At 73.2% G+C, this 13885-nt stretch carries 15 protein-coding genes; 14 read left to right on the forward strand and 1 reads right to left on the reverse strand.

Going from position 1 to position 13885, the window contains the following annotated elements:
• The first annotated feature begins 91 nt into the window (after nucleotides 1-91).
• Complete coding sequence (locus AC3ANS_RS02745; protein WP_488294639.1) at nucleotides 92-904, forward strand: DUF2249 domain-containing protein; 813 nt, start codon at nucleotides 92-94, stop codon at nucleotides 902-904.
• Nucleotides 905-906: 2 nt separating this feature from the next.
• Here the strand turns inward: AC3ANS_RS02745 and AC3ANS_RS02750 are convergent, their stop codons facing one another.
• Nucleotides 907-1983 (reverse strand): tellurite resistance/C4-dicarboxylate transporter family protein, encoded by a 1077-nt coding sequence (locus tag AC3ANS_RS02750; protein ID WP_488294640.1) that lies wholly within the window; start codon nucleotides 1981-1983, stop codon nucleotides 907-909.
• 54 nt (nucleotides 1984-2037) lie between these two features.
• On the opposite strand from AC3ANS_RS02750, the gene AC3ANS_RS02755 reads away from it, so the two are divergent.
• The 13 genes from AC3ANS_RS02755 (at nucleotide 2038) to AC3ANS_RS02815 (ending at nucleotide 13885) form a co-directional block, all read left to right on the forward strand.
• On the forward strand, nucleotides 2038-2565 hold the full coding sequence (locus AC3ANS_RS02755) for an RNA polymerase sigma factor (protein WP_488294641.1): 528 nt from the start codon (nucleotides 2038-2040) through the stop codon (nucleotides 2563-2565).
• Entirely contained in the window at nucleotides 2562-3200 is a 639-nt protein-coding gene (locus tag AC3ANS_RS02760) for a hypothetical protein (RefSeq protein ID WP_488294642.1), read from the forward strand. The genes AC3ANS_RS02755 and AC3ANS_RS02760 overlap by 4 nt, the downstream gene beginning before the upstream one ends.
• 18 nt (nucleotides 3201-3218) lie before the next feature.
• The gene (locus AC3ANS_RS02765) at nucleotides 3219-3770 is read left to right on the forward strand and encodes a nucleotidyltransferase family protein (RefSeq protein ID WP_488294643.1); all 552 of its coding nucleotides are present in this window, start codon (nucleotides 3219-3221) and stop codon (nucleotides 3768-3770) included.
• A 39-nt stretch (nucleotides 3771-3809) separates the two neighbouring features.
• Nucleotides 3810-4685: an AAA family ATPase gene (locus tag AC3ANS_RS02770; protein WP_488294644.1), complete on the forward strand. Its 876-nt coding sequence runs from the start codon at nucleotides 3810-3812 to the stop codon at nucleotides 4683-4685.
• Nucleotides 4686-4959: 274 nt separating this feature from the next.
• Nucleotides 4960-6096 carry a vWA domain-containing protein gene (locus AC3ANS_RS02775; protein ID WP_488294645.1) on the forward strand — a complete coding sequence of 379 codons (1137 nt, stop codon included), beginning with the start codon at nucleotides 4960-4962 and terminating at the stop codon, nucleotides 6094-6096.
• A complete protein-coding gene (locus AC3ANS_RS02780) occupies nucleotides 6089-7219 on the forward strand; it encodes an XdhC family protein (protein WP_488294646.1) in 1131 nt (376 codons plus the stop codon). Before AC3ANS_RS02775 ends, AC3ANS_RS02780 begins: the two co-directional genes overlap by 8 nt.
• Complete coding sequence (locus tag AC3ANS_RS02785; protein ID WP_488294647.1) at nucleotides 7216-7554, forward strand: cupin domain-containing protein; 339 nt, start codon at nucleotides 7216-7218, stop codon at nucleotides 7552-7554. The genes AC3ANS_RS02780 and AC3ANS_RS02785 overlap by 4 nt, the downstream gene beginning before the upstream one ends.
• Before the next feature lie 52 nt (nucleotides 7555-7606).
• A complete protein-coding gene (locus AC3ANS_RS02790; protein ID WP_488294648.1) occupies nucleotides 7607-8839 on the forward strand; it encodes a transcriptional regulator in 1233 nt (410 codons plus the stop codon).
• Nucleotides 8840-9065: 226 nt separating this feature from the next.
• A complete protein-coding gene (locus tag AC3ANS_RS02795) occupies nucleotides 9066-9536 on the forward strand; it encodes a (2Fe-2S)-binding protein (RefSeq protein ID WP_488294649.1) in 471 nt (156 codons plus the stop codon).
• Nucleotides 9533-12040, forward strand: a complete 2508-nt coding sequence (locus AC3ANS_RS02800) for a xanthine dehydrogenase family protein molybdopterin-binding subunit (protein WP_488294650.1) — start codon at nucleotides 9533-9535, stop codon at nucleotides 12038-12040. Before AC3ANS_RS02795 ends, AC3ANS_RS02800 begins: the two co-directional genes overlap by 4 nt.
• Complete coding sequence (locus AC3ANS_RS02805; protein WP_488294651.1) at nucleotides 12037-12891, forward strand: FAD binding domain-containing protein; 855 nt, start codon at nucleotides 12037-12039, stop codon at nucleotides 12889-12891. Before AC3ANS_RS02800 ends, AC3ANS_RS02805 begins: the two co-directional genes overlap by 4 nt.
• Nucleotides 12884-13624, forward strand: coding sequence for an SRPBCC family protein (locus AC3ANS_RS02810; protein WP_488294652.1), 741 nt, complete (start codon nucleotides 12884-12886; stop codon nucleotides 13622-13624). The genes AC3ANS_RS02805 and AC3ANS_RS02810 overlap by 8 nt, the downstream gene beginning before the upstream one ends.
• Before the next feature lie 96 nt (nucleotides 13625-13720).
• Nucleotides 13721-13885 carry a hypothetical protein gene (locus AC3ANS_RS02815; protein ID WP_488294653.1) on the forward strand — a complete coding sequence of 55 codons (165 nt, stop codon included), beginning with the start codon at nucleotides 13721-13723 and terminating at the stop codon, nucleotides 13883-13885.

Here is a 13885-nt window from a genome sequence, read left to right on the forward strand (position 1 = left end):
GACCGAGCGGATTATTTTTCACGGGTTCTACTGTAGTAAATATGGTTCACCGACGCACCACCGCCCCCGACAGATCTCCAGAGGAGCCCCGATGAACGACCTGATGGTCGCCTCCACCGCCGATGACGCCCGCGCGGCCGAGGCGATGGTGGCCCACCACGCGGCGATGGCCGGCACGCTGACCACCCACGTCGCCCAGCTGACGTTCGCCGCCCGGGCGGGCCGTGCCGACGACGTCGAGCGCACCCGCGGCGAGCTGCTCGCCTGGTGCCGCACCGACCTGGTGCCGCACGCGCTCGCCGAGGAGGCGGCGCTCTACCCGGCGGCCGCCGCCCAGCCGCCCGCCTCGCTGCTGGTGACCGCGATGATCACCGAGCACCAGCTGCTCCTCGGCCTCGTGGACCAGCTCGACCAGGCCGGAGACGCGGTGACCGCCGCAGCCGCGGCCAGCTCGCTGCGCACGGTCTTCGAGAGCCACCTGGGCAAGGAGAACGACCTGCTGATCCCGCTGCTCGCGACCGCCGGGGACACCTCGCTCGCCGCGCTCCTCGACGGGATGCACGCCGAGCTCGAGCACGACCACGGCGCCGACGAGGCGGACGCGGACGCTCCGGCGGCCCACGGCCACGGCCACGGCCACGGCCACGGCGGCTGTGGCTGCGGCGAGACCGACCCGGCCGGCTATCCCGAGCTCGACGTCCGGACGATCCCGCACGCGATCCGGCACGCCACGGTCTTCGGTGCCGTCGACGGCGTGCGTCCCGGCAGCGGCCTGATCCTCGTGGCCCCGCACGACCCGCTGCCGCTGCTGGCCCAGCTCGAGAGCCGCCACCCCGGCGCGCTCAGCATCGAGTACGTCGAGCGCGGCCCGGAGGCCTGGCGCCTCCAGATCGTCCGCGCCTGACCTCACCCCGGGATCGCACCGGCCGGCGCTGGTCGCCGGACGGTGCGGTCCACGTGGACGAGCATCGCGACGAACACCGCCGCGGCGGCCGCGAACGCGACCCACAGCTCGACCGCCGCGATCCGGTGCACGAGCGGCAGGTGGTCGGCACGGCCCAGGTAGATCCCGGCCGCGGCGTACATCCCGAGCGGGAAGATCATGCTCCACAGCGTGGCGTCGTAGCGCAGCGGGATCTTGCGGACGACGTGCCGCCACCAGCCCGCGGCCACCAGGGGCGGGATCAGCCACGACGCGAACGCCCAGGCGACCACCGCCAGCCCCGCGATCAACCCCCGGGTCGCATCGACCATCGGGGCGTCGGCCATCTCCACGATGCGGGCGCCCGCGAGCACGGTGATCGCCAGCGCGCCCATCGCCACCCAGTACGGCGGGTTGAGGTCCTCGGGGCCGAAGTCGTAGAGCATCAGGCGCAGTGTCACCACCACGCCGGTGACGGCGTACAGGAACACCCCGACCGACCAGGCGACGACCGCGACCAGCGCGAGCGCGGCCCGTCCGGTCTGCACCTGCGGCTCGAGGGTGGCGGCGACGGTCGCCACGGACTGGGTGGCCACCGTCCAGATGAACCAGGTGCCGTTCGCGAGGGCGACCACCGGCCGCGGTTGCGGACCGAGCACGGCCGTCCACGGCACGACGTACCCCAGCACCAGCCACGCGGTGCCGGCGAGCGCGAACAGCACGGCGGTGAGCGTGTAGTGCCCCTCGAGGCCCAGGCGCACGCCGAGCACGTTGGTGCCGGCGACGAACGTGAAGAACCCGAACCCGCGCCGGGGATCGACGAAGTCCTCGGTGGTCGCGGCGCGGTAGGACACGAACCGCCAGGCGGTGAGCGAGAGCAGCAGCACGAACGACGTCGCGCACACCGCCAGCAGCGCCAGGGAGAGCGGCCGGTGTCCCTGCAGCTCCATGCCGACCGACAGGATCCCGCTGGCCATCACCAGCGCGAAGTAGCCGGGCGCGAGACCCTCGACGCCGGTGCGGATGCGGGCGGCCAGGGTCGGGGTGGGCGTGGCGGGCACCTCGGCAGGGTACGGCGCGGCGGACCGGCCGGACAGATGTGTGAGGGTGGGGACGTGGAGAGTCGACGGGACCGCTTCGAGGAGGTTGCCCCGACCCTGATCGAGCCGCTGCGGCGCTTCCTGGCCCGGCGAGCCGACCCTGCCACCGCGGAGGACGTGCTCGCCGAGACCCTGCTGGTGTGCTGGCGTCGCGCCGAGGACCTGCCCGAGGAGCCGTTGCCGTGGGCGTACGCCGTGGCGCGCAACTGCCTGCGCAACGCCGAGCGGTCCGCGCGCCGGCAGGAGCGGGTGGCCGCCCGGATCATGGCGGTCGACCCGCCTGCCGACAGCGTCGCGGGACCGGAGGACCACGACGACGAGCTGGCCGAGGCGATGGCGGCGCTGCGGCCCGAGGAGGCCGAGCTGCTCCGCCTGTGGGCCTGGGAGCAGCTCGCACCCGCCGAGATCGCGGTCGTGCTGGGGCTGTCCCCGAACGCCGTCTCGCTGCGGCTGCACCGGGCCCGGCAGAAGTTGAAGGACCGGCTGCGACAGGACCGGTCCGCATCCGGACATGAGGAGTCGAGAGAGGGGAGAAGGCCGTGACCGACGCGTACGACGAGGACCCGCAGCTGCGGGAGCGCCTGCGGGCGTCCGACCCGGCTTCCTCCCTGCCGCCGGCCGACCCACACCGGGTGGCCCGACTCCTGGAGGACGTCATGAGCACCGAGCTGACCACCGAGAACCGGGAGACCGGCACGCGCCACCGGGGACCGCTCACCTGGCTGGTCGCCGCCGCCGCGGTGGTGATCATCGCCGGGGTGGGGGTGTTCGCGGTGCTCGGCCACGACGACGACCCGGCCGCGCCGCCGACCGCCGCGCGGAACCAGACCGTCACCACCCTGCAGGCGCCCAGTGCCGCGGCGTACGCCGCCAAGTGCATGGTGCCCAACGCCGAGATCGTCGGGCAGCAGAGTGTCGCGTTCGACGGCACGGTCACCGCGATCGCCGACGGCGTCGTGACCTTGTCGGTGAGCCAGTGGTACGCCGGTGGCCCGACCGACCTGGTGCGGGTGCAGGCGCCTGCGGACCAGATGCAGCAGCTGGTCAGCGCGGTCGACTTCGAGCAGGGCGGCCGCTACCTGGTGTCGGCCACCGATGGGCGGGTCACCGTCTGTGGGTTCAGCGCGCCGTACTCCGCGGACCTGGCCGCCGTCTACCAGCAGGCGTTCCCGGGCTGACCTGCGATCCTGGGACGCGTGCACGGACTGTTGCTCGCCGCCGGAGCCGGCACCCGGATGGGGACGCCGAAGGCGCTGGTGCGCGGCCCCGACGGTGAGCCGTGGCTGGTCCGCGGGGTGCGGGTGCTCGCCGAGGGTGGCTGCGCCCAGGTGACGGTGGTGCTCGGGGCGGCCGCCGAGGAGGCGCTGCCGCTGCTCGAGGGTACGGGCGCGACGGCGGTGGTCGCGGCCGACTGGGCCGAGGGGATGTCCGCGTCGCTGCGCGCCGGCCTGGCCGCGGCGAGCGCCACCGACGCCGACGCGGCCGTGGTGACGCTCGTGGACCTGCCCGACGTCTCCGCGGCCGTCGTACGCCGGGTCCTCGAGGCGCCTCCCGGTCCAGCCACGCTGCGCCGTGCGGCCTACCGTGGCGTGCCCGGCCACCCGGTCGTGCTCGGTCGCGACCACTGGGCCGACGCCGGCGAGACGGCCGCCGGTGACCGTGGCGCCCGCGGCTACCTCGCCGCCCATGAGGTGGAGCTCGTGGAGTGCGGCGACCTGGCCACCGGCGTGGACGTCGACCACGCGTGACCAACCCTGCGCCAACATCCGCCCCCGTAGCCTTGCTCCATGGAGCTCGCGTCCCCCGCTGACGTCGCCGCCCGGTTGGGGGCGACCGGCTACCTCAGCGACGACGCGCTCGCGACCGTGACCTACCTGGCGCTGCGGATGGAGCGGCCGCTGCTGCTCGAGGGCGAGCCGGGCACCGGCAAGACCGCCCTCGCGGAGGCGATCGCCGAGAGCCTCGGCCTGCCGTTGGTGCGGCTGCAGTGCTACGAGGGCATCGACGCGACGCAGGCGCTCTACGACTGGGACTTCCCGCGCCAGATCCTGCACCTGCGCGCGCTCGAGGCCGCCGGTGCGGGCGCCGATGCGGAGGAGGCGGAGAAGAGCCTGTACGACGCGCGCTTCCTGCTCGCGCGCCCGGTGCTCCGGGCTCTCCAGGAGAGCCCGGCGGTGCTGTTGGTCGACGAGGTCGACCGGGCTGATGACGAGTTCGAGGCGTTCCTGCTCGAGGTCCTCTCGACGTACCAGGTCTCGATCCCCGAGCTCGGCACGGTCCGGGCCACGACGCCACCGGTCGTGGTGCTCACCTCCAACCGCACCCGGGAGCTGCACGATGCGCTGAAGCGGCGCTGCCTCTACCACTGGATCGACCACCCGGGTCTGGACCGCGAGGTGGAGATCCTGCGCTCCCGGGCGCCGGAGGTGTCCGAGACGCTGCGCCGCCAGGTGGTCGGGCTGGTGCAGCAGCTGCGCGCCCGGGACGACCTGCAGAAGCCCCCCGGCGTCGCCGAGACCCTCGACTGGGCCCGCGCGTTGCACCACCTCGGCACGGCCGAGATCGACCTGGCGGCCGCGTCCGCGACGCTCGGTGCGCTGGTGAAGTACCGCGAGGACGCCGACCGGGTGCGCCACGCCCTGGACCAGATGCTGCGCGCATGACCGAGCCGGGGCCTGTGCGCATGCCGGGGTCGGCACCGGGGTCGGCGCCGGTGGGCGGTGCGTGGTCCACGTGGTGGGGGTCAGTCCGGGTGGACAGGTCACCGCCGGCCCGGGGTCGGCGCCGGTGGGCGGTGCGTGATCCACGTGGTGGGGGTCAGTCCGGGTGGACAGGTCACTGCCGGCCCGGGGTCGGCGCCGGTGGGCGGTGCGTGGTCCACGTGGTGGGGGTCCGTCCGGGTGGACAGATCACCGCCGGCCGGGCAGCGGTGACGCGATGACCGAGCGCCAGCCCGACGAGCCGCTTCGCCGCGGGGCGGACGAAGTGTTGCTGGGCTTCGCCCGGGCGCTGCGGGCGGCGGGCGTGCCGGTCACGCACGACCGCGCCCAGGGGTTCCTCGCCGCGGCCGCCGTGCTCGGGATCGACGACCGCCGCTCGACGTACCTCGCCGGCCGCGCCACGCTGTGCGCCGGGCCGGACGACCTCGAGCGCTACGACCAGGTGTTCCACGCGTTCTTCGAGGCCCGCGACGGGTTGCCCCGGCCGAGGCCGGCCCAGCCGACCGCACCCTTCGCCGGGCTGCCGCTGGAGGAGTCGACCGGCACCGGGGAGACCCCGGACGAGGAGGTCCTGCGGGCGCTGGCCAGCGAGACCGAGGTGCTGCGCCAGCGCGACCTGGCGTCGCTGACCGCGGCCGAGAAGCACCGGCTCGCGGGCATGTTCGCGACCCTGCGTCCGCGCCCGCCGGTGCGGCGTACGGCCCGCCACCAGGCCTGGCACCGCGGCGAGGTGGACGCCTCACGCACGCTGCGCGCCTCGCTGCGGCGGATGGGCGAGCCGGCCGACATCGCGTGGCGGCGACGCGGAGTTCGGCCGCGGCGGGTGGTGCTGCTCGTCGACGTGTCCGGCTCGATGAGCGGGTACGCCGACGCGCTGCTGCGCCTCGCGCACCGGTTCACCCAGGTGGGACGCGAGAGTGGTGGCGTCGTCGAGACGTTCACCGTCGGCACCCGGCTCACGCACCTGACCAGGGCGATGCGGCTGCGCGATCCCGAGCGGGCGCTCGTGGCTGCCGGCGAGACCGTGCCGGACTGGTCGGGCGGCACCCGGCTGGGTGAGACGTTGCGGTTCTTCATGGACCGGTGGGGGCAGCGCGGGATGGCCCGCGGCGCGGTGGTGGTCGTGTTCAGCGACGGCTGGGAGCGCGGCGACCCCACACTGCTCGGCGAGCAGATGGCTCGGCTGCGCCGGGTCGCGCACCGGGTCGTGTGGGTCAACCCCCATCGTGGCAAGGCCGGCTACGAGCCGGTCCAGCAGGGCGTGGTCGCCGCGCTCCCGCACTGCGACGACTTCCTGGCCGGCCACTCGCTGGCCACGTTCGCCGAGCTGGTCGAGGTGGTGTCCCGTGCGTGACGTGCTGAGCGAGCTGCTGGACTGGTGGCGGGCGGGCGAGACCGTGGGCGTCGGCACCGTCGTCGCGACGTTCCAGTCCGCGCCCCGCCCGCCCGGCGCCTCGATGCTGGTCGGGCCCGATGGCACCGCGGTCGGGTCGGTCTCCGGCGGGTGCGTCGAGGGCGCGGTCTACGACCTGGCCGAGTCGGTCGTGGCGTCGGGCACCCCCGTCCTGCAGCGGTACGGCGTCTCCGACGACGACGCGTTCGCGGTCGGGCTCACCTGCGGCGGCATCCTCGACGTCTGGGTCGAGAAGGTCGGCCGCGACACCTTCCCCGAGCTCGAGGAGATCGCCGCGGACATCGAGGCCGGCCGCCCGGTCGCACTGGCCACCGTGATCGAGCACCCCGACCCGACCCGCCTCGGCCGCCGCCTCGTGGTGCGACCCGATCAGGCCGCGACCGGTTCCCTCGGCTCCGCGCGGTCCGACGACGCCGTCCATGACGACGCTCTCGGACTGCTGGCGGCCGGCCACAACGCCACGCTGACCTACGGCCCCGACGGGGAGCGTCGCGGCGAGGGCATGCGGGTGTTCGTGTGGGCGTTCGCGCCCAAGCCGCGGATGCTGGTGTTCGGTGCGATCGACTTCGCGGCGGCCGTCGCCCGGGTGGGCAGCTTCCTCGGCTACCACGTGACCGTCTGCGACGCCCGCCCGGTGTTCGCGACGCACAGCCGGTTCCCCGAGGCCGACGAGGTGGTCGTCGACTGGCCGCACCGCTACCTCGCCGCCGAGGCCGAGGCGGGACGCGTCGACGCGCGTACGGTCGTCACCGTGCTCACCCACGACCCGAAGTTCGACGTACCCCTCCTCCAGGTCGCCCTGCGCCTGCCCGAGGTCGCGTACGTCGGGGCGATGGGCTCCCGGCGCACCCACGACGACCGCCTCGACCGGCTCCGCGAGGCCGGGCTCACCGACGACGAGCTGGCCCGTCTCTCCAGCCCGATCGGTCTCGACCTCGGCGCCCGTACGCCGGAGGAGACCGCGATCAGCATCGCCGCCGAGATCATCGCGGGCCGCTGGGGCGGCTCCGGGGAACGACTCGGCACCCTCGAAGGACGCATCCACCAGGAGCCCACCACATGAACGCGCTGTCCCTGACCCAGCTCGCCACCGAACACCTCGCGCTCGCCGGCGAGCACGACAGCGGCCGCAGCGCGGTCACCGTGCACGGCGGCCGCGAGCACCACCTCCGCCAGACCCTGATCGCGCTCGCCGGTGGCCGGTCCCTCGGCGAGCACGAGAGCCCCGGCGAGGCGACCCTGCACGTGCTGCGCGGGCGGGTGCGCCTGCACGCGGGCGGTGAGTCGTGGGAGGGCGGCCCGGGCGACCTGGCGGTGATCCCGCCCGCACGCCACGACCTCGAGGCGATCGAGGACGCGGTCGTGCTGTTGACGGTCGCGAACCGGCTCGCGGACTGACCCCTGATCGCCGTGTGACCCCGGTCACGCGCCCGGTGCTACCGTCCACCGCATGGCGAGCAGCGACCTCCAGAGCCGCAGGGTGGACGCCGTACGCGCCTGGACGTCGTTCGTCGAGCACGGTGACGACGCGGCCGGGCTGGTGCGCCCCGAGATCCTCAGCAGCTGGGCCCGCTCGGAGTCGGTGGTGCCGACCGACGTGACCCGGGCGCCACTCGCCGACGAGTCGGAGACGGCCGCGTGGTGGCAGGGCTCCCCGCTGCAGACGGCCGTGGAGCGGGTCGAGGCGGAGCTGCGGCGTACGGCCGAGGACGGCGACCTCGTGGTGGCGGTCACCGATGCCCAGACCCGGATCCTGTGGACGTACGGCGGGCGGGTCATGCGCCGCAAGGCCGAGACGGTCAACTTCGTGCCGGGTGGTCGCTGGGACGACCTCAGCGTCGGCACCAACGCCCTCGACCTCGCCAACCGGCTGGACGCTCCCGCGATGGTGTTCAGCGCCGAGCACTACGCCCCGATCGTGCACAACTGGGTGTGCTGGGCCGCGCCCGTGCACGACCCGGTGACCGGCACGCAGCTCGGCGTGATCGACCTGTCGACCACCTGGGACCGCACCCATCCCATCGGCCTGGCGACCGCCCGGGTGCTGGCCCGGCTGATCGAGACCGCGATGCCCGCCTCCGCGCACCACGGCGGTGTCATCGCCGACGAGCGCACCGAGCCCGGGCTGGTGATGCGGCTGCTCGGCACCGTCGAGGTCTGGCTCGACGGTCAGCGGCTGCTGCTCAACCGCCGGCAGACCGAGGTCCTGGCCCTGCTCGCGATGCACCCCGAGGGACTGTCGCTGGAGCACCTGCACGCGCTGGTCTACGGGGACCAGGCGGTCACGCTGTCCACGCTCAAGGCAGAGGTCTCGCACCTGCGCGCCGCGCTCGGCGGCCAGCTCTCCTCGCGTCCCTACCGGCTGCCGATGCCGGTCGCCACCGACGTCGACCTGGTGCTCGGGCTGCTCCGCTCGGGCCGGGTCGCCGCGGCCGTCGACGCCTACGGCGGTGACCTGCTGCCCGGCACGAACTCGCCCGCGCTGACCGAGCTGGGGGAGTACGTCGCCGTGGCGATGCGCGAGGCGCTGCTGGCCGACCCCCAGCCCGACGCGGTCATCCGCTACAGCGAGCTCGCGCCCTACGACACCGAGGTGGTCGAGGTCTGCCTCGCCGCCCTCGCCGGTCGCCCCCACCGCGCCGTGCCCCTGCTGAAGGGCCGCCTCGCCGCCGCCTCCCGCTGACCGCCCCAGGTCGAGTCGGCGCGTCTGCACGCGGTGAGGGGTCGAGTCGGCGCGTCTGCACGCGGTGAGGGGTCGAGTCGGCGCGTCTGCACGCCAGGTCGCGTGCAGTAGCGCCGACTCGGCGTCCTGTGACGTGCAGTAGCGCCGACTCGGCCAACCCTTCACCAACCGGGGCTGCCTAACGTGACCTGGACCACACCCCTCAGGCCGTCCTCCAGGGAGAGTCATGACCCGGATCAACCTCACCGTCGACGGAGCGCGGGTCTCCGACGACGTAGAACCCCGCATGCTGCTCGTGCAGTACCTGCGGGAGCGTCTCGGCAAGACCGGCACCGTGATCGGCTGCGACACCAGCAACTGCGGCGCGTGCACGGTCCACCTCGATGGCACCAGCGTGAAGTCGTGCAACGTGCTCGCGGTCCAGGCCGACGGGGCCGAGGTCACCACGATCGAGGGCCTGGCGAAGGACGGCCAGCTGCACCCGGTGCAGGAGGCGTTCCGCGAGTGCCACGGCCTGCAGTGCGGGTTCTGCACCCCCGGGATGATCATGCAGAGCGTCGACCTGCTCAGCACCAACCCGCACCCCACCGAGGAGGAGATCCGCCTCGGGCTCGAGGGCAACCTGTGCCGGTGCACGGGCTACCACAACATCGTGCGGGCTGTGCAGCACGCCAGCGGGCAGGGGGTGCAGGCATGACCGCCACCCAGGAGCGGCCTTCCGACGCCGTCGAGAAGGAGATCGGCCGCGACCGGCGCCGCAAGGAGGACCAGCGGCTGATCACCGGCCGCACCCGGTGGACCGACAACATCACGCTGCCGGGCATGCTGCACCTCGCGATGGTGCGCAGCCCGTTCGCCCACGCCCGCATCGTCTCGATCGACACCGCAGCGGCCAAGCAGGCGACCAACGTCGTCGACGTGCTCACCGGCGCCGACCTCGGCGAGAGCCTCGGGGTGAACATCAACGCCTGGCCGATCACCCCCGACCAGGTCACGCCCACCCACTCGCCGATGCCGAGCGACCGGGTCGCGTTCGCCGGCGAGATCGTCGCCGTCGTCGTGGCGCGCAGCGCCGCGGAGGCACGTGACGCCGCCGAGCTCGTCGATGTGGAGTACGACGAGCTGCCGGCCGCCCTCGACCTCAAGGATGCCGCGGCCGCCAGCAGTGAGCAGGGCGTGCTCGCCCACCCCGACCTCGGCACCAACAAGTCGGCGTACTGGGTGTTCGACTCCGGGGAGGCCGGCACCGGCGGCGGAGTCGAGGACGCGATCGCGAAGGCACGCACCGACGGCATCGTGATCGAGCGGGAGTACCGCCAGCAGCGGCTGATCCCGGCGTTCATGGAGCCGCGGTCCACGGTCGTCGACCCGACCGGCGAGCAGATCACGATGTGGTCGGCCACCCAGATCCCGCACATCCTGCGCTTCGCGCTCGCGGCCACCACCGGCGTGCCGGAGTCGAAGATCCGGGTGATCGCACCCGACGTCGGCGGCGGCTTCGGTGGCAAGCTGCAGACGACGCCGGAAGAGTGGATCACCTGGGCGGTGGCCCGCCGGCTCGGCAAGCCGGCCAAGTACACCGAGACCCGCTCGGAGAGCCTGATGTCCGGCCACCACGGCCGTGACCAGTGGCAGAAGCTGACCCTCGCGGCCGACAAGGACGGCAACGTCACCGGGCTCAAGGTCGACCTGCTCGCCGACCTGGGCGCCTACGTGTCCCTGGTCGGCGGTGGCGTCCCGGTGCTCGGGGCGTTCATGTTCAACTCGATCTACAAGTTCCCGGCCTACCGGTTCGCCGTCCAGACGGTGCTCACCAACAAGACCTGGACCGACGCCTACCGGGGCGCCGGCCGGCCGGAGGCGACGTACGCCATCGAGCGGCTCATGGACGAGCTCGCCGCCGAGGTCGGCGTCGACCCGCTGGAGATCCGCGAGCGGAACTGGATCAAGCACGAGGAGTTCCCGTTCACCACCGTCGCCGGCTTGGAGTACGACTCCGGCAACTACGAGGCTGCGACCGCGCGGGCCAAGGAGATGCTGGGGTACGACGAGCTGCGGGCCGAGCAGCGGCGTCGCCGTGAGTCCGGTGACCCGGTGCAGCTCGGCATCGGGGTCTCGACGTTCACCGAGATGTGCGGACTGGCGCCGTCGCGCGTACTCGGCTCCCTCGACTACGGCGCCGGTGGGTGGGAGCACGCGAGCGTGCGGATGCTGGCCACCGGCAAGGTCGAGGTGGTGACGGGTGCCTCGGCCCACGGCCAGGGCCACGAGACGGCGTTCAGCCAGATCGTCGCCGATCGGCTCGGCGTGGCCTTCGAGGACGTCGAGGTGCTGCACGGTGACACCCAGGTGGCGCCCAAGGGCCTCGACACCTACGGGTCCCGCTCGCTGGTCGTCGGTGGCGAGGCACTCGTGCGCGCGGCCGACAAGGTGATCGAGAAGGCCAAGCCGATCGCGGCGCACCTGCTCGAGGCCTCGGTCGACGACCTGGAGTTCTCGGGCGGCCGGTTCTCGGTGCGCGGCACCGATCAGGGGATGGCGATCGGGGAGGTGGCGCTCGCGACGTTCGCGGCGCACAACCTGCCCGACGGGGTGGAGCCGTCGATCGACGCGGATGCGACGTTCGACCCCGAGGCGTTCAACTTCCCGCACGGCACCCACCTGTGCGCGATGGAGGTCGACACCGAGACCGGCGCGCTGAAGATGCGCAAGTACGTCTGCTGCGACGACATCGGCAACATCATCAACCCGCTCATCGTCAGCGGCCAGGTGCACGGGGGGCTGGTGCAGGGCATCGCGCAGGCCCTGTGGGAGGAGGCGGTGTACGACGACTCCGGCACGCTGGTGTCCGGGTCGTTCGTCGACTACCTGCTGCCGACGGCCGCCGACACGATCAGCTTCGAGATCGACCACACGACCTCGCCGAGCACCACCAACACGCTCGGCACCAAGGGCGTCGGCGAGGCCGGCACGATCGCCTCCACCCCGGCGGTCGTCAACGCTGTCGTGGACGCCGTACGCCACCTGGGCATCAACGACATCCAGATGCCGTGCACGCCCGAACGCGTCTGGCGGGCGATCAACAGCGGCGGCAAGGGCGGCTCGACGGAAGGCGCAGCCATGCCCCACTTCGAGTCCGGTGGCGAGATGGGCAATCAGGAGCAACCCGGCACGAGCAGCACGGAAGGAGCAGGCGCATGATCCCCGCCCAGTTCGACTACCTGGCCCCGGCCTCGGTCGAGGACGCGCTCGCGGCGCTGGCTCAGCACGGCGACGACGCGAAGATCATCGCCGGCGGGCAGAGCCTGCTGCCGGTGCTCCGGATGCGCCTCAACGCCCCGGAGATGGTCATCGACCTCGGCAGGATCGAGTCACTGCGCGGCATCCGTGACGACGGCGACGCGATCGTGATCGGCGCGATGACGCCCCACGCCGTGGTCGGGTCGGACCCGCTGGTGGCCGAGCACGCCTCGGTGATCAGCAAGGCCATCGAGCACCTCGCGGATGCGCAGATCCGGCACCGCGGGACCTTCGGCGGTGCGCTCGCGCACGCCGACCCCGCCGGCGATCTCGGGGCGCCGGCGTTGGCGCTCGGGGCGGAGTTCGTGATCCAGGGCGCCGGCGGCACCCGCCGGGTGGGTGCGGACGACTTCTTCGTCGACCTCTTCGAGACCGCGATCGGTGAGGACGAGATCCTCACCGAGGTGCGGATCCCCAAGCACACCGGCTGGGGCGCCCACTACGAGAAGTTCGTGCGGGTCGCCCACCAGTGGCCGATCGTCGCGGTCGCCGCGACGGTCCGGGTCGAGGGCGGCACCATCGCGGAGGCGCGGGTCGGGCTGACCAACATGGGATCGACCCCGCTGCGGGCGCGCGGGGTCGAGGAAGCCCTCGTGGGCCAGCCGGTCAGCGAGGACGCCGTACGCACCGCCGCGGCGCGGGCGGCCGAGGGCACCAACCCGCCCTCGGACCTGAACGGTGACGCGGACTACCGCCGGCACCTCGCGACCGTTGTCACCCGGCGGGCCGTGCTGGCTGCGGCGGGTGCGTGAGCCCGTGGACCTGACCCACCGCTTCACTGTCCCCACCGGCGTCGAGGAGGCCTGGGCGCACTTCAACGACATCGCCTCGGTCGCCGAGTGCTTCCCGGGCGCCGCCGTCACCTCGGTCGAGGGCGAGACCTTCCACGGCTCGGTGAAGGTCAAGCTCGGCCCGATCGCGCTGGTGTACAACGGCTCCGGCACGTTCATGGAGAAGGACGAGGCAGCCCACCGCTTCGTGGTCGAGGCCAAGGGCAAGGACAAGCGCGGCAACGGTACGGCGGGGGCAACCGTCACGCTCACCATGACCCCGTCAGGTGGGGAGACCGGCGCCGACAGCACCGACGTCGAGGTCGTCACGGACCTGGCGATCACCGGCAAGCCCGCGCAGTTCGGTCGCGGCGTCATGCAGGACGTCTCGGACAAGCTCCTCGGCCAGTTCATCGACTGCCTCGAGCAGCGGATGGGCGAGACCGAGTCCTCGCCGGCTGACATCGTCCCTGACGATCGGGCCCCGGAACCGCCCGATGAGGGACCCGAACGTCAGGGAGCACCGCCCCGGGCTCCCGCGGAGGTGACACCGACGGCCGGGCCGAGGCACGCCGCCGCGACGGCGGGCGAGGACCACCTCGACCTGGGGGCCACGGTGCTCCCGGTGCTGGCACGGACCTACTGGCGGCAGGCCCTGGGTGCGGTGGTCGTGCTGCTGATCCTTCGCAGGCTGCTGGCCCGCCGCTCTCGCTGATCGGGTCGTGTGCCTCAGCACGGTCCAGGCGCCGTCCTGAGGCACACGACCCGGAAGACCCGTGTGGACTGCACCGTTCGTGGGCACCGGAGCGGCATGACCGAGACACCTGACGAGCAGTACGACGACCAGGACGCCGGACCGGCGTCGCAGCCCAGCGGTGCGGCGGCTCAGGACTCGCCGACCGACGACCAGGACGCGGGTCCGGCCACCGTGCCCGACGAGGCTGTCGAGCAGGACGATGCCGGGGAGACCGCCTAG

Source organism: Nocardia sp. 149-1B, assembly GCF_057747975.1.